Origin of the sequence: Streptomyces humicola (assembly GCF_024436035.1) — a bacterium.
GTDB lineage: Bacteria > Actinomycetota > Actinomycetes > Streptomycetales > Streptomycetaceae > Streptantibioticus_B > Streptantibioticus_B humicola.
Map to the genome: position 1 here is coordinate 229,490 of NZ_JANFNG010000005.1, position 21,269 is coordinate 250,758.

Annotated in this window: 15 protein-coding genes and 1 pseudogene; 8 read left to right on the top strand and 8 right to left on the bottom strand. The window is 70.1% G+C overall.

Translation table 11 applies throughout. The features are described 5' to 3' along the window. Window positions 1–199: 199 nt before the first annotated feature. Together NGB36_RS33755 and NGB36_RS10095 are read right to left on the bottom strand one after the other, a co-directional pair. Entirely contained in the window at window positions 200–526 is a 327-nt protein-coding gene (locus tag NGB36_RS33755; protein ID WP_372509404.1) for a UPF0158 family protein, read from the bottom strand. After that, the gene (locus NGB36_RS10095; protein WP_255919830.1) at window positions 475–810 is read right to left on the bottom strand and encodes a hypothetical protein; all 336 of its coding nucleotides are present in this window, start codon (window positions 808–810) and stop codon (window positions 475–477) included. Before NGB36_RS10095 ends, NGB36_RS33755 begins: the two co-directional genes overlap by 52 nt. 754 nt (window positions 811–1,564) lie before the next feature. Between NGB36_RS10095 and NGB36_RS10100 the strand changes: the two genes are divergently transcribed. Together NGB36_RS10100 and NGB36_RS10105 are read left to right on the top strand one after the other, a co-directional pair. Then, the gene (locus tag NGB36_RS10100) at window positions 1,565–2,212 is read left to right on the top strand and encodes a DUF6338 family protein (protein ID WP_372509405.1); all 648 of its coding nucleotides are present in this window, start codon (window positions 1,565–1,567) and stop codon (window positions 2,210–2,212) included. A gap of 4 nt (window positions 2,213–2,216) precedes the next feature. Continuing rightward, window positions 2,217–2,381, top strand: coding sequence for a hypothetical protein (locus tag NGB36_RS10105; protein WP_255919832.1), 165 nt, complete (start codon window positions 2,217–2,219; stop codon window positions 2,379–2,381). 11 nt (window positions 2,382–2,392) lie between these two features. Here the strand turns inward: NGB36_RS10105 and NGB36_RS10110 are convergent, their stop codons facing one another. The 3 genes from NGB36_RS10110 to NGB36_RS33760 are packed head-to-tail and all read right to left on the bottom strand — an operon-like array spanning window position 2,393 to window position 11,154. Next, complete coding sequence (locus tag NGB36_RS10110) at window positions 2,393–7,309, bottom strand: CHAT domain-containing protein (RefSeq protein WP_255919833.1); 4,917 nt, start codon at window positions 7,307–7,309, stop codon at window positions 2,393–2,395. Continuing rightward, window positions 7,309–10,854, bottom strand: coding sequence for a right-handed parallel beta-helix repeat-containing protein (locus NGB36_RS10115; protein WP_255919834.1), 3,546 nt, complete (start codon window positions 10,852–10,854; stop codon window positions 7,309–7,311). Before NGB36_RS10115 ends, NGB36_RS10110 begins: the two co-directional genes overlap by 1 nt. A 42-nt stretch (window positions 10,855–10,896) precedes the next feature. Beyond that, complete coding sequence (locus tag NGB36_RS33760; RefSeq protein ID WP_372509406.1) at window positions 10,897–11,154, bottom strand: FAS1-like dehydratase domain-containing protein; 258 nt, start codon at window positions 11,152–11,154, stop codon at window positions 10,897–10,899. A gap of 176 nt (window positions 11,155–11,330) precedes the next feature. Here NGB36_RS33760 and NGB36_RS10120 point away from each other — a divergent pair, with 176 nt between their 5' ends. Together NGB36_RS10120 and NGB36_RS10125 are read left to right on the top strand one after the other, a co-directional pair. Then, on the top strand, window positions 11,331–11,687 hold the full coding sequence (locus tag NGB36_RS10120) for a hypothetical protein (RefSeq protein WP_255919835.1): 357 nt from the start codon (window positions 11,331–11,333) through the stop codon (window positions 11,685–11,687). A 949-nt stretch (window positions 11,688–12,636) separates the two neighbouring features. Continuing rightward, window positions 12,637–12,978 (top strand): hypothetical protein, encoded by a 342-nt coding sequence (locus NGB36_RS10125; protein ID WP_255919836.1) that lies wholly within the window; start codon window positions 12,637–12,639, stop codon window positions 12,976–12,978. A 90-nt stretch (window positions 12,979–13,068) separates the two neighbouring features. On the opposite strand, the gene NGB36_RS10130 is transcribed toward NGB36_RS10125, so the two are convergent. Continuing rightward, complete coding sequence (locus NGB36_RS10130; RefSeq protein WP_255919837.1) at window positions 13,069–13,542, bottom strand: DUF2752 domain-containing protein; 474 nt, start codon at window positions 13,540–13,542, stop codon at window positions 13,069–13,071. A 113-nt stretch (window positions 13,543–13,655) separates the two neighbouring features. Continuing rightward, window positions 13,656–15,388 (bottom strand): annotated as a pseudogene (locus NGB36_RS10135) (chloride channel protein). 235 nt (window positions 15,389–15,623) lie between these two features. On the opposite strand from NGB36_RS10135, the gene NGB36_RS10140 reads away from it, so the two are divergent. Beyond that, window positions 15,624–16,148 carry a MarR family winged helix-turn-helix transcriptional regulator gene (locus NGB36_RS10140; RefSeq protein WP_255919838.1) on the top strand — a complete coding sequence of 175 codons (525 nt, stop codon included), beginning with the start codon at window positions 15,624–15,626 and terminating at the stop codon, window positions 16,146–16,148. A gap of 87 nt (window positions 16,149–16,235) precedes the next feature. Further along, entirely contained in the window at window positions 16,236–16,760 is a 525-nt protein-coding gene (locus NGB36_RS10145) for a hypothetical protein (RefSeq protein WP_255919839.1), read from the top strand. A gap of 101 nt (window positions 16,761–16,861) precedes the next feature. On the opposite strand, the gene NGB36_RS10150 is transcribed toward NGB36_RS10145, so the two are convergent. Then, entirely contained in the window at window positions 16,862–17,356 is a 495-nt protein-coding gene (locus tag NGB36_RS10150; protein ID WP_255919840.1) for a nitroreductase family deazaflavin-dependent oxidoreductase, read from the bottom strand. A gap of 268 nt (window positions 17,357–17,624) precedes the next feature. On the opposite strand from NGB36_RS10150, the gene NGB36_RS10155 reads away from it, so the two are divergent. Further along, window positions 17,625–18,254, top strand: coding sequence for an HPP family protein (locus tag NGB36_RS10155; RefSeq protein ID WP_255919841.1), 630 nt, complete (start codon window positions 17,625–17,627; stop codon window positions 18,252–18,254). 1,363 nt (window positions 18,255–19,617) lie between these two features. Continuing rightward, the gene (locus NGB36_RS10165; RefSeq protein ID WP_255919843.1) at window positions 19,618–21,252 is read left to right on the top strand and encodes a SulP family inorganic anion transporter; all 1,635 of its coding nucleotides are present in this window, start codon (window positions 19,618–19,620) and stop codon (window positions 21,250–21,252) included. The last annotated feature ends 17 nt before the right edge of the window (window positions 21,253–21,269 follow it).

Consider the following 21,269-nt stretch of genomic DNA (forward strand, 5'->3'; position numbering starts at 1 on the left):
GAACGGCGTACTGCTCGGCCGTTGAGGGAGGGACCAGGGCATGGACGTACTACACGAACGCTGCGCGGGACTGGACATCAGCAAGAAGGACGCCAAAGCGTGCGTCCGCACACCGAGCACGAAACGCCGGGGCTCGTTCACGAACGAGACCACCACGTGGGGATCAACGACGAACGCGGTCCTTGCCCTGCGCGAACACCTACTGGCCGCGAACGTCACCCTGGTGGTCATCGAGGCGACCTCGAACTACTGGAAGCCCTACTACTACGTGCTGGCCGAGGACCTGAACAATGAGGGCACGCGGGTCACTAGCCGCCAGTGGTGCGGGGTGGTAGCCGTCGTCGGCAAGCCAGGCCCTGGCCCGCCCGTACTGCCGTTCCGCCGAGAACAACCAGTACTGCTGCAGCTGGGCTGGTGAGGCGACCAGCGTGTTCTTGAAGCGGCGAAACGCCCCCGGATCCTGGATCGCGATTCTCAGGAACCGGGCGAGATCCGGCTCGTCGACCGACGTGATGAAGTCCTCCATGTCGCGGTAGGCATCACGCGATCCCGCGCACGGGACGTCCAGCCACCGCTCGACATCCCCATCCTCCGGCTCGCCCCGGTCCACGAGGCATCGGCGCCGACGGCAACGGGCCAGCACTCGCCAGTCGTCACCAATATGCGGCCACCGCCCCAGGCCGGATTGCCTTCCAGCAAACCGGACAGCTCCTCCAGGTCCACCAGCAGCGGCCGCAGCACGGACTCGCCCCCGTCGGCCACGGCCTCGAGCTGTTCGGAGAGAACCACATCGCCCGACCAGCTCCGCACGAGGAGCGCACCCGCCCACGGCCGTCATCTCTCGCGCCCCGGGCCCGAGACACCGCCACGGTGACTACTCCAGCACGCCACCGCGCTCATGCACGCGTAGACGGGCAAGCAGACGCGGTCCGTCCCCGGCGTGGCAGGCCGCGCGGAGCGCCCCCAGCGGGTGGTCGGTCCATGCCTCGATCATGCCCGCAAGGCTACGCCCAAGCCCAGGCCGAGAGCCATCGTCACCGCTGCGACAATGGCGTCGGCGAGCACAGCGGACAAGGCCAACCGCGAGCGTTGGCCGCGGACATACGCCACGGTCGATGCCGGGGCCGAACCGGGTTGGGTGCAGATCCTCTGAGGGTTGATCAGAGTCCCGTGACCAGTGAGTTTGTCATTGTTGCGCGATCGGGGAGGACCCGCGTCGTGGCCTTTCGCGCTGGATTAGTCGAGCTGCGGCCTCGGGCTTCGCTGACCAGCGCGGATGCCGACTGCGCGAAGCGGCCGTCGCGTAGGCCAAAGCGTGAAAGCGCAGGTCAGCCAGGACGGACAGGCACCCTCAGAGGATCTGCACCCAACTCTATTCAGCGGGCGGTTCAGAACTGGCAAGGCATGGGCGATCTTGACGGGGTCAGGGCGGCGGTGCCGACCGTGGTCAGGCCGTTCTCCGCGAGCGTCCGTTTGGAAGGACGGAGTTGGGGTGGATGGGGCATGCTAGGGCGGAGCGTGTGGGAGGGCGGGGAGCCGGATGGTGCCGGGGACGGTTCAGCAGGTGACGATTCTGTTGGTCCTCGTGCTTCCCGGGGTCTTCTACCAGGCCGTGCGGGAGCGGTTGAGTGGTGTGCTCGCCGCCGAGCAGGAACCGCAGAACCGGCTTGTGCGAGCTATCGCCGCGGGTGCGTTGCTTGATGCGGTGTACGCCGTGGCTGCCGGACCGTGGCTGGTGCAGCTGGTGGCCGGCAGCGGGGACGGGCCGGTCGCAGGAGTGCTGAGGCATCCACGGCAGGCGGGGTTCGCCGGGCTGCTCCTGGTGGTCGTCGTGCCGTCCGCGGTGGCTTGGGCAGAGGCCTGGTGGTTGGGTCGGCGCGCACGGGCGCGGTACGAGCCGACGCCGACCGCTTGGGACGCGCTGTTCCACGAGCGCGGGTCCTGTTTCGTGCGGATGCGGCTCAAGAGCGGTTTGTGGGTGGGTGGTTGGCTCGGCTCGCGCTCGGCCGTGTCGGCGTACCCGCAGCCGGGTGATCTCTATTTGCAGGCACAGTACCGGATGGCGCCCGACGGCAGCTTCGTCGGGCGGGTGCCCGGCACCGCAGGGGTGTACGTGCGGGCTGCGGACATAGAGGTGCTGGAAGTGCTGCTGCCGCCAGCGACGGCGGAGGCCAGGACAGGGGAGGGAGTTACTGATGGCTGGGCGTCATGAAGACATGTCAGATGAGGACTTGGAGGCGCTCGTCGAGCGGTTCTCGCAACGGCGCACCTACCGGCCGACCGATGAGCGGGACGAGCCTGACGAGGTGCCGCAGGGACCGTCGGGTACGTCGGCGAACGCTTCGGGTGCCTCCGGCGGGGACGGGCCGCAGGCATCCTGAGAGCGGATTCGTCACGGACCGGTGTGGATGTGCGCCGCCCACAGGTGCGGCGCCTTGGCGTAGCGGTCTCGCAGGGCTCTGACCGGGTGGTGCAGGGCCGTGGCCGGGTCGATCGGGCGGCCCCGGGAAAGGTCCTCGGCGAGCACAGCGTAGAACTCTTCGGCCAGGGCCGTCGCCAGCTCGTCGGGTACGGTCCACAACGTACCGATGACGTGCGGATATCCGGCGAGTTGGAAGGATGAAGCAAGCTGCACTGCCTCGTCGGGAAGGGCGAGGCCGCCCTGGGATGTGGAGCACGCGGACAGCACGGCGAGCTGCGGTCGGGCCGGACGCTCGACGGCGATGTCGAGGGCGGTGAGCCGACCGTCGTACAGAAGGAGCCCGCTCGCCGACGGGTTCAGCATGTCGCTGACGCCGTGACAGCTGAAGTGGACCCAGGAGTGCGCGGGCAGCGCCCTGCGCACCGCCGCCACCGTGGCGTCGGCGCCCGTCAGCAGGCGCGCGCCGGGGAAGAGCTCTGCGAGGACGGCCGCCTCGTGCTCGGAGCCCGGCAGCGGCTCTGCGCCCGGGACTTCGTTGAGCGCGACCACCAGCGGCGCCGGACCGGGCGGTGCTTGCGAGACCCGGTCCAGCTGTCGGCGGGCTCGTACCAGCGCGCGCAGCGTCGGGGTGTACGAGGAGACCGCGCGGTCGACGACCCACCTCCCGGAGTCCGGCGCACCACGTCCTGCCGCGTGCAGCGGCAGGAACGACAGCCAGCCGGTCGGGCACCACCACAGCCTGGTCCACGGCTCGTCATCAATCGGGACACCGCGCAGGCCCAGCCGGTCGAGCACAGGAGCGGTGACGGTGTCCCACAGCCACCGCAGCGTCTGGGTCAGCACGCCCATCGCGGCGACGGCGTGTTGCACTCCCTCCGAGCCGTATGCCCGGTCGACGCACTCGAGGAAGACAGCCACCCGCGAGAGGACGGCGGTGGGGGAAAGGCCGGGCAGCGGGACCACCTCGATACCGGCGTCGGCGGTCACGACGAGGGCGTCGGAGCGGTAGGTGCTGACATTGACCACGACGACCGGTCCCTCGGCTGCGGCGGTGAGCAGCTCCGGCAGGTCCGGTGGGCGTAGGAAGTCGCTGAGGCCGGGCAGGGCACGGATCTCCTCGATGAGCTGGTCCCAGCGCCGGGCGAGCGCGTGCCGCACCTCGGTGGCGAGACCGGGCGCACCGGCGAGCGGGCCGGGGCTGCCCGGGTCCGTCACCAGCGCCGCAGCAGGCTGCGGCGCCACGCTCAACTGGTCACGGATCCGCTCGAATTCGCCGGCCAGGGCGGGGGCGAGGTCCCGCAGCCGGGACACCTCGCCATGGTTGTCGAGGCCCTGGGCGAGCAGGACGCCCCGGCCCTCTTCGAGGAGGGCGAGCGCACGGCCGGGGTCACCGGCGCGCAGCGCCATCGCGGCGGCGTCGCTCGCCAGGCCGGAGCTTGCCTGCAGCCGCTCCTCCTGGTCTGCGCGGCCGAGACCTCGCGGGGCTGTGCGGGGCAGCAGACCGACCGCGTAGGCGTATCCCTCGAGGGCGTCGGCGTTCCGGCCGGCTTTCGCCGCGGCCTCGCCCCAGGCTCGGGCGGCAAGCAGACGGGTCATCACCGGGGTGACCGGGCTCTGCGCCGCCCGCCGGGCGAGGCGAGCCGTCTCCGCCAGGTCGACCGGCTCGCCGAGCTCCGCCCGCCGTACCTGTGCCTCGGCGAGGATCCACAGCGTGCTGGGCTGGTCCGGGGAGTCCTCGGGCATGCGGGTGAGGGCTTCCCTAGCGGCCGTGACCGCCCGGTGCAATGCCTCGCGGGCGGCCGGTCCGGTCTTGTCGTCGGCGAGCTGTACGCAGCCCAGGCAGGCGATGGCGAGGTTGGACAGGCCGAAGGCGCGTCGGGGGTGCCCGTCGCCGAGCGTGGCCAGCGCCTCCTCCAGGACACGCCGGGCCTCCGCCGCGCCCTGTGGGTCCTGGTCCGTCACCGCGCGGCTGTACAGCAGGACGCCGAGGTTGAGTTCAGCCAGCTCGGGGCCGATGTGCTCGCCGCCCTGTATCGAGGAAGCCTCGCGCAGCAGTGCGGCCGCCTCGTCGGCGGCTGCCGGGTCTTCGCTGATGGCGTACCAACCGCGCAGTGCCGCGGCGAGGTTGCTCAAGCGCGTTGCCCGTTCGAAGGAGGTCCGCGGGGTCTCGGCCAGGGCGCGGCGCAGCACGGCCACGGCCTCGGCCTGCCAGGTGCGGTCGCCGCTGAGCTGCGAGCGCTCCATGAGCGCCATGGCCAGGTTGGTGAGCGCCATGCCGTGACCCACGTGCTCCGAGGCCACGGCGGCAGCGGCGTCGCGGAGGGTGGCGAGGGCTTCGTCCATGAGGGTGTCGAGCCCTGAGTCGCGGGCGCGGCCCCACTCGAGGTGACCGAGGCTGGTGAGGACGGCGCTTTTGTCGTCTGAGCCGTCCGGGACGGCCGCGCGGGCAGCATGGAGCAGTTCCACAGCCTCGTCCCGCAGGCGGGCCTCGCGGGTGTGCTGGTAGCGGTCCGAGAGGCTGTTGGCGAGTCCGACGAGCGCCCTGGGCGGCGGTGCCGCGGGGAACGCGGCGACCGCCTTGCGGTGGACTCGGACGGCCTCCTCCAGCGGCGCCGGATCGCCGGTGAAGCGGCTCAGCGAGCGCAGCGCGTGGCCGAGGCGGGTGAGGCAGTCGGCCCGGCCGGGGGTGTTCGCGGCGGACGCCGACACCGCCTCGCGCAGCGCCGTGATGGCCTCTTCGAGCAGGCTGGGGTCGGAAAGGATCTCGGCGAGGTTCTGCAGGGCGTCGCCGAGGTTGCCCAGGCGGTGCACGCGGTAGTGGTCCTCGGCCGGAGTCATGGTGACGGCGTCGCGGTGTGCCTGCACCGCCTCGGCCAGCAGGCCGGCGTCGCCGGTGCGGCGGGCGACGGTCGCCAGAGTGGCGCCGAGGTTCGACCGGCGCACGGCACCCTCCGACGGACTGCCGGCCGGCACGCACGCCGCTGCCTCCCTGCACAGGCGCACGGCCTCCTCGTGCAGGGCGATGTCACCGGTGGTCGTGGCGCGCCGCGAGCAGATGGCGGCGAAATCGGAGAGATACTCGGAACGCCGCGAGTCGTCGGCGTCGAGCAGCGCGAGACCCTGGCGCATCTGGTCCGTCGCCTGCCGCCACGCGGCCTGGTCGCCGGAACGGGCGCGGCGGGTGAGTGCCGTCCCGAAGGCGAAGCGCACCTCGGCTTCGAATCCGCCCTGCGGGAGCGGCAGCGCAAGACATTCCCGGAACCGGTCGATCGCCTCGTCCGCTTCCCCATGCGCACCGCCGCCCGGCCCGGCACCGTCATCCGCTGCGAAGCCGTCTCCCGCGACAGCGCTGGCGTCACCGCCCCGCCCGGCGTGCTCCAGACAGCGCGCGAGCGCGAACAGGACGCGGGCCCGCTCGGCGGAAGGCTCCGCAAGCTCCTGTTCGAGGCCGCGCAACAGGGCCAATGGTTCATCGAGCGCGCCGGGGGTGCCCGCCGCCAGGGCGTACAGCCGCTGCAGATCGGCGAGTTCGGTGCCGCGGGCGGCCCGCTGGCTGAGGTCCCGCGCCGGTGTGGCGTCCAGCGCCTGCCGGGCGAGGGCAACGGCCTCCGCCATGTCGGCGAGGCGGCCGCTCGCCACATGGCGCGCGCGCAGCACACCGGACAGGACGAAGACGGCCTTCGTGAGCGTCGGGTGGCCGGGTGGGAGCGCGGCGACGGCGGCGCGTACGGCCTCCTCCGCGTCGTCCAGGGCGCCGGGGTCACCGCTGCGCGTCCAGTGGCTCCTCAGAACCAGGCCGAGATTGGTGAGGTACATGGCGCGCTCGACCGGGTTGGGCGCCGCGTCGGCGGCCCGGCGGCAGGTCTCGACGCCCTCGCCGTACAGCTCGGGCCGGTTGTCCGCGAGGGCGAGCATGACCAGGGCGGTGCCCAGGTCGGCGAGGTGGGATGCGTGCGGCGGCCCGGCGGGGTCCGAGGCCGCGACGGACTGGCGCAGCAGGTCGACGGCCTCGGGCAGCAGGTCCGCGTCATCGAGTCGGGCGGCGGCGTGGGAGAGGGCCGAGCCCAACGTGCCGAGGAACACGGTGTGGTGGGGGTCCTCCGGGGTGCTCAGCCGCATCGCAAGCCGTAGCTCCGACAGACTCTCCCTCGTCGCAGCAGTGTCCGAGGTCGCCTCTGCCCAGTGCCGGAGGACCAAGCCCAAGTTGCCGCGTCTGCGGGACTGTTCGGCCTGTGGGCCGGGCGCAGCGGCCACGGCCGCACGGCTGTGCTCGACGGCCTCGGCGAGCGCTTTGTACCCTGCCCCCTCCTGGAAGGCATAGAGCCGGACGAGCCCCAGGTTGGACAGGCAGGTGCCCTGGTCGGTGCTGGCCACTGGGAAGCCGGCGACCGCATGGCGCAGCAGCCGCTCGGCGGCGACGAGGATCGGGGTGTGGCGGCGCGCCTGGTAGAGCGTCATCAGCCCGACGGCTGCCTCGTAGGCATGGCCGGGATCGGTGCCGGCGCCGTCGGGCTCGTCGTAGAGCGTGGCGAGGACGGGCCGCAGGGCGGGCGGCACCTCCTCGGGAGCGTTCTCGTGGATGCCGCTGAAGCACAGCAGCGCATCGCCGAGCGCCGCCGGGTCGTTGGCGTCTGCGGCGAGATAACGGCACCAGTGGTGGTACGCGAGCGCGTAGACCGCGGGTGCCCGTGCGCGCCCGTCGGGCAGCATGACGCCGGCGCGCACCTCGTCGGCGGCCGCGGCCGCCTCCGGGCCGAGGAACCATCCGAGGACGCCGGGGTTTGCGTCCACCCGCCCTACCTGCTCCAGGATGGCGCGCTCGGCCGGTGTCGCGACATCCTGCGCATTTCCTGGACCTTCGGGCTTCTCGGCGTCCTCGGCCGTCATCAGGCATCCGCTCCGGGAAGGTCGTCGGCGATCAGCAGGACGAGATCGTCCCGGGTCGGTGCGCTGCCTCCGGCGAGGCGGGCCGCCTGGCGTTCCACCATGGCCTCCAGCAGATTGCGGGCGTCCCGCGCGTTGGCGGCGTCACCCCTGCGCTGCCGCTTCCCGAAGCGCTCGGTGAGCAGCGGTACGACCTCCGGGGCGAGACGGTAGGCGTGTCTGCCTGCCTGGAGCCGGACGATCTCGGTCAGTTCGGCCGCGTCGTACGCGCGGAACTCCAGGGTGCGTGAGAAGCGGGAGCGCAGGCCCGGGTTGGACTCAAGGAAGGTGCGCATCTCCTCGGTGTAGCCCGCCGCGATCACGACGACGTCCTCGCGATGGTCCTCCATCAGCTTGGTCAGTACGTCGATGGCCTCCTGCCCGAAGTCCGAGCCGACTCCGAACCGCCGCGCGAGGCTGTACGCCTCGTCGATGAACAGCACGCCGCCGCGGGCCCGGGCGAAGACCTTCTGGGTCTTCTGGGCGGTGTGCCCGAGGTACTCGCCGACCAGGTCACCACGGGCGACCTCGACGACATGACCGTTCTTCAACGCTCCGAGCGCGGCGAGAATCTGCCCGTAGAGCCGGGCGACGGTCGTCTTGCCGGTCCCCGGCGGCCCGGAGAAGACGAGATGCCGGGCGGTCGGCGGTGCCGGGAGATCGACCTCCGCACGCCACCGGGCCAGCCTGAGCAGGTCGACCTGGACGGCGACCTGCCGCTTGGCGGACTCCAGGCCGATCATGCCGTGTAGTTCCGCGAGCGGCCCCGCCTCGGGCTCGCGCGCGTCCTCGGCCGTCGCGCCGGTGCGGACGTCCGTCATCACCACCCGGTCGTTCCCGGCGACCGCCTCGCCCTGGTAGGCGGTCACCTCGCAGTCCTCGAAGCGGCCGACCACCGACGGGTCGAGGCGTATGCCATCGTTCTCGCCGCCGCGCAGCCGCGCGCGCGAGACGGTCAGGCGGCTGGTGTCCCGGCCGACGACGCCGGACCCCCGGGAGTCGGAGACGGTCAGCAGGTCGGCCTCCACGACGGCGCCCTTGACGGTGAGCATACCGGCCTCGCCCGCCTCGGTCACCACGCACTCACGGACCGTCAGATGGCTATCGTCACGGCAGTTGAAGCCGAAGAGCCTGGCCCGCTCAACGGTGATGCGCTCCGCTGTCACCCGCGCCGTGTTCTCCAGCGCCACCCCCGAGTTGGCCACGTCCGTGACCGTGACGTCGGCGAGCTGGATGGTCACTCCACTGCCGCGCGCCACCAGCCCGCTGTCACACTGCCCCAGGCGCGCGCCGCGCAGCTGTACCGACGACTCCTCGCGGACCAGGACAGCGTTGGCGGACTGGCCACGGACCTCCAGATCGGTGAAGGTGCCACGGGACTTGTGCACCATGACTCCGTTGCGGCCGCCCACGACCCGGCAGCCGTGCAGCGTGGGGCCCGCACCGTCGGCAAGGCTGACGCCGGTCTCCCCGGCCTCTTCCACATGGCAGTCCTCCAGTCGTCCCAGCCCCTGCCCCTCGATGCTGACCCCGGTGGCCCGGCAGCCCTCGAACCGGCAGTCGCGGACCACCGGATCGGCGCCCCGGGCGATGTACGCACCGTCCCTCGCACCGGTGACGGTGGTGTCCTGTACGGTGCCGCGCGCCTGGTCGTAGTAGGAAACCCCGGTGGTGTGGCTCTCGACGACGGTGCAGCGCAGCACATCGGCCTCGGAGTGGTCGCCGATGGCGAGCGACGCCCGACCGGTCCGGCGCAGTTCGCATCCCTCGATCCGCGCGGTCGAGGCGAGCACACGGATGCCGTGGCCACGGCTCTCAATCACCGTGCACTCCGTGATGCCGGCGTGGGCGCGCTCCTTGAGGAGGACCGCATCCTCCTTGGCGTCCCGGAAACGGCTGCGCTCCAACGTCCCGCGAGCGCCGGTCAGTTCGACGCGGCCCGCGCGGACCTCGCACTGGCTCATGCTCACCTCGGCGCCGCGCAGCGCCCGCACCGCGAACTCGCCCAGCGCATCGAGGGTGCAGCCGCGCAACTCAAGGCTGCCGGTGGCGCTCACGGCAGCCGAGCCGTGGTTGACGATGCGCAGGGCGTCGAGGGTGACCTGTCCGGTGCACTCGAGGGTCACCTGCTCCGTCGTCTCGATAACGGCCGTGTCCGGCCCCTGCGCCGCGCACAGCTCGACCGTGCCGGAGAGGGTGAGCGCCTCCGCGTAGCGGCCAGGTTCGATCAGCACCCGGACCGGCCGACCGCCCGGTGCGGCCCGCAGCGCCGACGCGACGGTGCGGTGGACCGACCCGGGGGCCTGGGACACCCGCAGTGTCACGGCCTCCGCCGCCACGCTCCCGTCCCGCGCCGGGGCCGGTCGCTCGTGCTCGAACCTGCCCAGCGCGTCCGCAACTTGCTCCGCGTAGGCGAACAGGCCGTGCCGGTACTCGCGGTGCGGCGTGTGCAGCGGCACGACCTCGATGGTCCGTTGCGCCTCCTGGTACGGGAAGCGACGGTACGGCAGCGGGGCGGGCCGGCCTGCGCCGGGCGCGAGGCGCGCGAGGACCGCCGTGGCCCGCTTCTGCTCCGGGACGGGCACGAAGGGGTTGCGCCCGACCTCGACCGCGGCCACCTCGGTGCGCGACAGGACGCGTTCGGCTCCGCCGACGGTCAGACGCAGACCCCGCGCGTCGACGGAGAGCGCGCAGGGATGGGCGAGGCGCTTACTCAACCATGACCCGCCGGTCACGCCGACGACGATTCCGGCGGCAGCCGTACCGAGCGTGGTCGCGACGCCGCGGTCGTAGCCGCCGGAGCACCCGGAGACGATCACGGCACCGGCGACCGCGAGCACCGGCCTGAGCTTGAACAGCGCGAGCGCCGGCCAGGACTGCAGTTCGCCGATCACGGTCACGCTGCCCGTGCCTTCGGCGGGCAGGCGCGCCGCACGGCACCAACGCCCATGCGTGTGACGCACCATGAGCTCGTCGAGGCGTTCGGCGGTGAGGTCCAGCGGGCGCAGATCGAACATGACGCCCCGCCACTGCGCCGACCAGCGCAGGCCGCCGCGGCTCCGTATCCTGTCCGGGCAGCCGGCGTACGTCCGCACCAGCAGCAGGCTCGGCCGGCGCGGTGCGGACCTACTGGGCACGGCGCGCGGCACCGGCAGCAGGCACAGTGCCTCCACTGCGTCCCACGGCAGGCGTAAGCGCCGCACCCCGTGGCGCAGTTCGAGGCCCTCCGTCCCCACGGCCAGGGCGACCGGGACCAGCATCCGCCGCACCGCCCACGCGAGCACCACCGTCCACACCGCCACCGCACCCGCGGCGAGCGCTCCCTGCACCGGCGTACTGGCGCGGAACTCGACGGCGGCCAGATAAGCGCACGCGGCGAGCGCACCGCCCGCGGGCACCACGACGAGCCCGCCCTCCACACGTCCCGCACTCGCCCGCCCGACTCGCCCCGGCCCAGCCCCCGCACCGCTGCCCGCACCCCGGACACCGGTCCCGACCGTCTGCGTCATGGCACCCCCGTCGGCCTCCAGCCCGCACCGTCGACTCTCCCTTCAACGTAGCGGAAAGGGCCAGGGGGCACGGTCAACTTCAGGACAGCGGCACGGGCGCGTTCGACGGCACAGTGTGGTGGCGAAGGTCGACGGTGCGTATGGGGCCGGGTGCCCGAGTGCTGCAGCGGCCTTCTCATCGATATAGGCGGGATGCATCTCGTCGATAGCCACAGCGTATTCTCGGACCTTCTCCCGGCTGACTTCATAGATATGGTCGGCCTTCCACGAACGGCTGATGAAGTCGCGATTGAACGGCATCCTTGTGTTTCCTCTTGCGATCGGAATGGCATCCTGGAGTTGCGTACATCAATGTGTGCAGTGACCGAACGAGTGCCGCCGGTTCCGACGGCACGGCGATCAGCCCGCCCGTCGGCATGTCAGCGGTGTTGTCCTTGCGGACCCTGCAGAAGTGCATGCGCACTACGATCGCTTCCGTGTCCGATGCCAACGTCATGACCGGGATCGGTCTGCCCGTCACGATCGTGAATGCGTGTCAGCGTGAAGGTCGCGGTGGCAGTCCGACCGCCGTACTGGACGAGACGCCGCTGAGCTTCGATGAACGCTGCAGTGTGCCCGTTCTGATGGGAACGTCGCATCCCGCAGCACGACCCGAGCTCCGCCCCGCGGGGATGCACGCCCCACGCCACGGCATGTGCACGCTCGGCATCGACCTCGGCCACTGGGCTCCCAATAGTGAAGCCGCGCGGATCTGCAGAACCGTCTACGGATCGCGACCAAACGTGTGCTGGCGCCAACCCGCTACCGCCTCAATCGGACACCCGCCCGAATGACCAGCCCGCGCCCCCGCTGACAATGCGGTTTTGCGGATTCCCATGTTCTGGGTTCCCCGCCGGGGATTCGAGCCCGCGCGCCGCACCACGCATTACCCGTTTGGCTGAAGCGGTACCAGCCGCGTCCGTCCCGCCACGCCCACCCGCGCACGAATCCGCAGGTCAACGCCGCGTGCACGACCAGCCATGTTTTCTGGCTCCTGCCGGGGGCACAACGATTACTGACCGTGTTTCCACAGGTCAGAGCGGCCGTCTGAACTACCGGCGCCCCTACCGATGAGTGCGATGAGCTGCAGAGTCCGCTTTGAAGATCAATGCGCGCCGAAACGCATTACCGCAGGTGGGAGAGCAGATCAGGGGGCATTCCTGCCTTCTGCGGCCGCCGCAGGTTCGAGTCATAGGGGTAACTGGGGCTTGCACCGGGGCCACACTCTGTGATAATCCCTGATCACACGGATCCACCATCCGGTCGGTGCGAACACGGCGCTTGGCAGTCGGCTTCTCGGGATGCCGAGCTAGCCTCATCCCCCGCACGCGCCTCTGGCGCAGCTGCCCGCCCCGAATGCTCTGCGACCCAGAGAAGCACATCAGGGATCGCAGCGGCCTGCTGCCGGGCCAAAGCCTCCGCTTCCGCCCTGTCCTTCTGAGCCTCGACCACGCAGATCTCAAACCTCAAGGACAGCGGCCGACTTCCGGCAGCATCACCCGTGCCACCACATTGCCCGCCAGCGTCATCATGAGCACCCACAAGCGCCAGGCTCACAGAAAAACGTCATCGCCGACGGTGCATCAGAAAAGGGATGACACATACGGGTGACACCGGGTCCGCCCCATGAAGACCGGGAAATCAAGGCGACTGCACTTCGCCCATGTGCGGTGCCAAAAGTCACGCTCATGGCCCTGATCTGGCGCCTTGCAGCTCCAAGTCCTCATGACACGCTCGGGCTCCATGGCATTGCGCGTGGTCTACCTGGTCTTCGGATTCCTCGGGCTGCTCCTGCTGTTGCCACGGTCGGAAGCGGCCAAGGACGTCGAACTGCTCGGGTCGAACGACCCATGCATCTGCCCCCGATGGGCCTTACGGCCCCTCACGCCTCAGCCGCATCTCACGACCATTCCGCTGTGGTCCGTAATGAAACTAGCGACGTCGACCACTCGCCCGGTCCCTGCTCGTGTCCTGCTCGGTGCCGTAGTCGGCGCCCAGCTCGTCGCCACCTGCATCGCCGTCTACGGCGCGCTCATGACGCCGCTCGGCCGGACCTGGGCCGCGGCCGTCTGGGGTTATGCCTGATCTGGTTGCTCGTTGCGGATCGGGTCAAGCTCGCCGCCTACAGCTGGCTGAACGCACGTAGGCCGTCCGGCGGTTGATCCCGCCGGGCGATCAGCGCAGCCCGGAGGACATCAGCAGATCTGCTCGCCCCTGCTGGCGGATCTGGAGCGCGACGAGCCCGGCCAGCAGTACGATCCATCCCAGTCGTCCGGGGCGCAGCTGCACCACGAGCCAGTCGCCGGTCACGGCACCGTACAGGTAGCGCAGCACGCCCGCTACGGCCAGCGCGGCCACCGGCAAGCCCAGGGGGTTGTAGCGCCATGCGGTGGCCCACTGCCCACGGAACGTCGACACGACCGAGCGTGTCGCGCCGCACAACGGGTCCATGACTCCCATGTAGTGCAGCGGCCCGTGGATGTCCACCGGGAAGATGCCGAATACCGCCATCGCCGCGCCGACCGTCACCACGACCAGGCCCAGACCGCCCCACCACGCCTGCGGCCGGCCGCCGCGCTGCCGGGTCACCGACAGGCGCGGCGTCCAGTGCGTCGGCAGCCGACTGGCCCAGGTGGTGTGACTGTTCATCACATGCCTCGCGACGACATTGGGATCATGCGGGTCGAAGGCACCGTACTACGCGAGGCGATACGTCGCCCGCGGTCGGCGCCGTACGGCCGTGACCGCGGCCGTCTGCCTCATCAGGAGGGCATCGACTGTGCTGTCCGCTTCGGCATTGTCTGCTTCCGCGGAGTGTGCTTCGCGCCGTTGTGGAGGGCTGTGAGAACGGACTGGTGGGTGATCCAGCCGAGGAGGCGGGTGCGGGCCTCGTCGAGGACGGGCAGCCCCGCGCCGTCGGCGCAGACGAGGGCGTCGAGCGCTTCGGAGACGCCCGTGCCGGTGGTGACGGGCTTGGGCAGGTGGGTGATGGTGGCCACGGTGGTGGTGTCGTGAGCGCCGTCGGCGAGGGTTTCGGCGGTGGTGCGTGCGGTGGCCGTGCCCAGGTAGGTGCCGTCGGTAGCGAGGACGGGCAGCACGCCGTGGGGTGAACGGGCCAGGGCGTCGGCCGCGTTGACGAGTGGGTCTCGGGCAGCGTTGCCGGGACCGGTTCCATCACCGCGCCCACCGTGATGCCGGCGAGCGGTGCGGTGGCGGGGGTGTGGTCGATGTCGATGCCGCGGCGGCGCAGCTTGAGGGTGTAGATGGTGTCGCGGGACAGGGTGCGGCTGATGCCGGTGGCGAGGACGATGGCGGTCATCAGCGGCAGGATGATCGAGTATTCGCCGGTGAGCTCGAACATGATGATCACGGCGGTGATCGGGGCGCGGGCGGCTCCGGCGAAGACGGCGCCCATGCCGATCAGGGCGTATGCCCCGGGCTGCCCCGTAATGCCGGGCGCAAGGTCGTGGGCGGTGGCGCCGAAGGCGGAGCCGAGCATGGCGCCCATGAAGAGCGAGGGTGCGAAGACGCCGCCGGAGCCGCCGATGCCGATGGTCAGGCTGGTGGCGACGATCTTGCCGACGAGCAGGACGATCAGGAAGCCGATCACGTACTTGCCGGCGACGGCGTTCTCCAGCACGGGGTAGCCGACGCCGTACATCTGCGGCAGCACCAAGAGCAACCCGCCGAGCAGCAGTCCGCCGACGGCGGGGCGGGCCCATTCCGGCCAGCGCCAGGCGAAGTCGCAGGCGTCCTCGATCCAGTACAGGATGCGGGTGAAGGCGACACCGACGGCACCTGCGATCACGCCGAGGAGAGCGAAGAGCAGGTAGTCGGCGAGGTTGTGGACCGTGAAGGGCGGCAGGTGGAGGAAGGGGGTGTTGCCGAAGGCGGCCCGGCCGATCACGGACGCGGTGACCGAGGCGAGGACGACCATGCCGAAGGATTCTGCGGTGAAGTCGCGCAGGATCAGCTCCATCGCGAAGAACACCCCGGCCAGTGGGGCGTTGAAGGTGGCCGCGATGCCGCCGGCGGCGCCGCAGGCGACGAGCACTCGCATCCGGTCCTCGGCCACCTTGACCACGCGGCCGAGCGTGGAGCCGAAGGCGGAGCCGATCTGCACGATCGGCCCCTCGCGACCGACCGATCCGCCGCCGCCGATGCACAGTGCGGAGGCGAGCGACTTGACGATCGCGACCTGCGGGGCGATCCGTCCGCCGCGCCGGGCGACCGCGTACATCACTTCGGGCACCCCGTGGCCGCGCGCCTCGCGGGCGAAACGCTGCACCAGCGGCCCGTACGCCAGCCCCGCCAGCACGGGCGCCGCCAGCACGAACCAGGGGCCCAGCCAGGGCACGTGCCCATTGGCCGGATGCCCGCTCACCGCTGAGTAGTCAGCGTGACCGGACAGCAGGGAGGTGAAGGTCTTGATCAGCCAACGGAAGACGATCGCCCCGACGCCCGCGACGGCCCCGACGAGCAGGGCCATTGCCAGCAGGCCGCTCTTCGCCTCCCGCAGCGTGGCCAGGGCGGCGGGCAGGCCACGCCGCACGGCGGGCGCGGTGCCGGGTATGGAAGCAGTGGTGGGTTTGGTGGTCGATCCTGGTCGGCTCATCATATTTTGCAGTATGCAAGACCTACTATTGTCCTATGCAAGGGACGCTCACCATGTGAGACGCTGCGGCTCGCGGCCTGCGGCGAGGCTGTGGACAGGAGGTAGAAAGGTGCTCATGCCGAAGCGCCCACCCCTCACGACCCCCTCAACCCCCGATGAAGCCCGCTCCAGCCCCGCCGGTGCGGACGAGGTGGTCACCGCCGTCCTGACCGCATCCCGCCTGCTCGTGGCGGTCTCCGCGCGCTCTCTCGCGTCGGTCGAAGAGGCACTGACACTGCCGCAATTCCGCATGCTCGTCGTCCTCGACAGCCGCGGCGCGATGAACATCTCCCGGCTCGGCGAGCACCTCGACGTCATCCCGTCGACCGCCATGCGCATGGTCGACCGGCTCGTCGGCGCCGGAATGCTGGCCCGCACGGCCAACCCGGCCAACCGGCGAGAGATCCTGATCGACCTCACCGATGCCGGACGACGCGTCGTCCACCAGGCCACCGAACACCGCCGGGACGAGATCGCCCGCATCGTCGCCGCCATGCCGTCCGACCAGCGCGCTGGCCTGATCGAAGCGCTCAACGCATTCACCCAAGCCGGCGGGGAGCCACCAGCGCACGTCAAACCCTCCCTCGACGTCGGCTGGTGATCGCCGCCCGGCTTTCGCCGTCCCGGATGTGGCCGCATGGCAGGGGGTGGATGCAAGGCCGCCGATGCATATTCGCATAATGCAAAGATGATGTGCCACGGCATCCCCGCCCGAACCCTCCGCACCGCCGCCGTCTCGGCAACCCTCGCCGTACTCGCGGCTGCCTGCTCCGGCAACTCGAGCGAACCGACAGCACCGACCACGTCCACCGGCGGCTCCACGAGCGCCCCCACCACACCGGGACGCATCGACGCGACCGCGCCCGGAATCGACCTGCACATCACCGACGCGGTCGCGCACCTGGACGCCACCGGGACCGGCGAGGTGACCATGACCATCCGCAACGGCGGCGGCGTCCCCGAACACCTGGACATGGTCGCCGCTCCTGGCGGAGCCAGGGCCACTCTCCAGGGCGGCAGCGCGGTCAACGGCTCCATGACCACCTCCGGGATCCTGCTGCAGCCCGCAAGCACCACCACCTTTGGCGGTCCGGGGCCGCGCATCCTGTTCCACCAGGTCCGGGGCATCACGGCCGACCACACACTGCCGCTCATCCTGCAATTCGGCGTGGCCGGGCTGGTCCATCTTCAAGCCCGCGTTTCCGACCACTGAAGGCGGCCGTACTTCTCGTACAAGCGCACGGCCCTCGCGCTGCGTCGCACGGCGGCTCCACGCGTGGATCGGTCGGCTCGCCGACGGGCGAGTGACGTAGGTCACCAACGTCGCGGCAGGAGAGGCGTGATCTGCACGAAAGGGATGTGGTCGCGTCCGGCCTGGTAACAATCTGCGTGGCCCGCATCCGTGCGCCTGCCGCTGGCGCGCAACATCTGCAGGGCGGCCTGCGGGTGGCTGCGGGCATACGCGCGCATGGCGCGGCCGGACTGCTCGGGGGTGAGCGGCTGGGCGACGGCTGCGGCGCGGCGGCCACCGACTCGGATGGTGACGGCTGGGTCCTGCTGGACGTCGAGGTACCACGGCGTCGAGGTCCCTCGCCCGCAGGCCACCGTGTAGGTGTCCGACCGCGGGTCGTGTGCGGCGACTTCGAGGAGGGCATGCCGCCGTTGACCGTTCAGACGACTGATATGGGTGAGCAGCAGGAACCGCTCACCGAGCAGCCGGCCCAGGTGCCAGCGATACAGGCGGACCGGAGCCCGCATCAGCACACGACGCAGCCCTGACAACTCGACGTCGGTAGACACAGCGGACACAACCACCACCCCCTTCTGCGCAGACATCGCAGCGCCAGCGCGTCTCGAACCGGACCCGGACGACATAGCGCGCGACGCGCACCAGACCGGCCACGGGAGGGTCCGATACTGGACACCCCGATGCCGACGCTGCTGAGGCCCGACGCAATCGCACCGACGTCCGCCTGGCGACTATTATTGCCATAGGCAAACATGGCACAAGGCAAAACGTTGATTCGAGGGACCGTCGGTCACACCGCCGGATGCGCGGCCGACCTGAACCGTCACCATGAGCGCTGTCCACCGCAGGCAGAGCAACCCGCCGTGCCGGACGCCGGGACCGGGTGAAATCGGCCGCGCCCTGCGTCGATCTGCCGCCTCCGGGCATCCCGCCGGCCCGCAGGCTCTCAGTACACGCCTGTTGGTCGGTGGACGGCTACTGATTCTCTCCGCCGGGCTGCTCGCCGCCGCCGGCATGATCGGCCACATCATCGGTCTGATCCTGCTGACCACCACGGTCGGCCCCACCGGGTATCTCTTGCTGGCGCACCCGGACACCGAAGCCGCCCAGGTACGCTGCGCCGCACTGGGCCACCTGGCGGCAACCGTCTGCGGACTGGCCTGCCTAGCCGCCTTCGGTCTGTGGAGCCGCCCCTCCATCGCTCAGCAGGGCGCCGACAGCCTGCCGCAGATCGGCGCCCAAGCTCTGGCCGTCGGCCTGACACTGCTCGCCCTCGTCGCCCTCAATGCCGACCACCCGCCGGCCGCCGCAACCGCCTTGATGATCACCTCCGGCATAGCCCGGCCAGGACCGCCGCTGTATGGCATGCTCATCGGCCTGGCCATCGTGATCACCACTGCAGCCGCACTCGCCAAGGTTCCATGGCTCCGCGAACGCACCCGCCGCACATTCCACTGACGCATGGAACCCGCAGGACATTTGGGATCATCGCCGGTGTTCCCCCACCCGCACCTGCAGGCCCGGCAGATCGGCGTGCCGAGGTCTTCACTTTTGCACGGTGCAATCGTAGGATGAGATTAGGAGGGCTCCACAGGCGAGGCCCGAGTTCAGGTGTGCCGGGGTGATGACCGTGACGGCTCAGAGTGTGCATGAGGCGTATTCCTTCGTATGCCTGCGGTGCGGGTTCGGATGGGAGCAGGAGTACGAAATCCGGCACGCCACGAACCTGTCCGGACACCTGTGCGCCCAGTACTTCACCGACGGGCGACGCGTCCCCTCTCCGCTGACACAGGCCAAGTGCCCATCCTGCGACGGCCGACGGATCCGCACTCTGCGATCCGGGCGCGTCACCGCCGCACACCTCTTCCCGAGCTGAACGCAACAGGCCGCCACCGTGCGCTGCAAGCGTCGGTACACCTCGGAGGCTCTACACCGCGCAGGATCGCAGACAATCGATATGTGCTTGACGCGAGGACGAGAGTCCGACACATCAACGGCAAGAGCCGTTGATCGACTTCACGGGCCATCTCGCGAACAGCTTCTTCCGCTACGGCCAACCACCTCCGCAGCACGGTGATGGAGGGAACGACGAGCCCTGTTGCGGGACCGGGTCATCGGCTACACGGATGCCGAGAAGGGATCACGGGGCGGGCCAGTCGTCGCTGACGCATGCGTACGCCGCGGGTCCAGCATGGAGGTCGCGTCCGGGTATTCGTGAACATCGGCAACCCGCGCCGTCAGCCGACAGCCGACAGCCGACAGCCGACAGGGAGAAGCCCGAGCCCCGCGTTCGCTGGTCCGAACCGGCCTGATCCCACGCTGCAGTCCGCGTGCCCGTCCCGCGTAAGGGACACCGCTGAGGGCCGATAATCGGAATACAACGGGCTGGTTGCGATGGGCATATGTGGTGTGCCATCGTAAATTTTGGCGCGCAGCGCCCATGGCTTTCAAAGGACTCCTGTGGTCGAATCATCCTTTCGTCTGCGGGAGTTTGGATTCCGCGTACTCGGCTCCTTCTGGAGCGGCGCGGTGCCGCATCCTGGAGCGGCTGGGGAGGGCTTTGCGGTGTTCATATCTGCGACGGATCGTCTCGGACGCTGATTTTTTCCGGTCATCTGACTGAGCCGTAGCTGTGCAGCGCTCGCGGTGTATCCGCGCGCTTCCTTTCCCCGCGCCCGGAGTTCGGAAGGGACGGCCATCAATGAGTCGCTCCGGCCATGGAAACCCCTGCCCTGCGTGGCGAGTTGTCCGGCGGCTGGTGGCGGTCCGGCCTACGTGGCACGACCTCGCGTCGATGGGCTGCTCTCCGCGCAAGGACGTCATGGCCGGCGTTGTCGTGGCGATCGCGACGCTTCCCGCAGCCCTGGGCCTCGGTGTTGCTTCCGGGCTGGGGGCCTCTGCGGGAATCGTCAGTGCCGTGGTGGCTGGAGCCGTCGCGGCCGTGCTCGGGGGATCGAATCTGCAGGTCACCGGACCGACCGGGATCCTGTTGGTGGTCCTGGCGCCCGTCGTCCGCGCTGATGGCCCGCCAGCGGCCTTCAGTGTCGGACTGATGGCCGGTGTGCTGCTCATCGTTCTGGCCCTCAGCGGCGTGAGCCGCTTCATGCGCTACGTGCCGGTGTCGGTCGTCGAAGGGTTCACGGTGGGCTGTGCCATCGTGATCGTCCTGCGTCAGCTCCCCATGGCATTGGGCCAGACCGCCAGGCATGCTGATCTCGCCATCGTCACGGCGGTCAAGGCGATCGTGCACTTCGTCGCGCATCCGCATTGGCTCACGGTCGCCGTCGCAGGTGGCGCACTGCTCGTGCGACTGATCGAGAGCCAGTTGCGACTGCCTGGACCGTTCACTGTCCTTGCCGTGGTCGCTACGACGGCGTTGGCTCAAACGGCACACCTCCCCTTGCAGCGCATCGGGCACGTCGCTGCCGGTCCGCCCGTCTTCTCCCCGCACTTCCTGAGGCTCTCTTCGCTACCGGATCTGTTGCCCTCGGCGGTCCTGCTGGCCGTGCTGGTGGCCTTCGAGTCACTCATGGCACTCTCCGCCGCAGAAGTAATCGGCGCGGACGAACACCCCGATAGTGACCGAGAGTTGTTCGGACAGGGCGTGGCCAATCTGACCGTGTCGCTCTTCGGGGGGTTGCCGGCCACCGGTGCCGTGATGCGCACCGCCGTCAACGCCCGCGTCGGGGCTACCTCGCGCCTGGCATCCTTGGTGAACTGCGCGGTACTCGCGATCCTCGCTTACGCGGCGGGCCCGCTCACCGCCGACATCCCGCGCGCCGCGCTGACCGGGGTGATGATCGCCACCGTGGTCCGGTTGATCGACTTTCGCGCCGTACGTGCTCTCGCGCAGGCCGACCGCGGCCAGGCCGCCGTGGTAGGAGTCACCGCGGCGACTCCGCTCGTCTTCAACCTTCTCACCGCCATCGCCTCTGGAATCGCCGTGGCCACGGGGATCGCCCTGCACACACTTGTGCGCTCGGCCCGCACCCAATCCTCCTCCTCACGCAGCGCCGAACCCGTGCTGCTGGAGTCACTGCCGGTCAGCCGAGCCCCATGGCAAGCCCGGCCGGACGACCAGGTCTGTGCGTACGACATCGACGGGCCGCTGCTGTTCGCCACCGTCGACCGACTTTTGCGCCCAGTCCAGCAATCCCGGGCCCCGTTGATCGTTGTGTCCATGTCGAGGGTCACCGCTGCCGACGCCACCGGCATGCTCGCCCTGAGGACCACCATCACCTCGCTCGCCCGACGCGGGACCCACGTCCTGCTGCACGGCATTCGAGACGAGCAGCTCAAGACGATGGACACCCTCGGCGTTCTGGACACGCTGAAATCCGGCGGTCACCTGACTGCCGTCACCGCCGCCGGCATCCACAACCCAGTGGCGGACGTGCCATCGTCCATGTCTTCACCGTCACACGGTGATCGCACCGGCATCGTCTCGACGTCCTGAAAGCGTCTGCCCAAAGC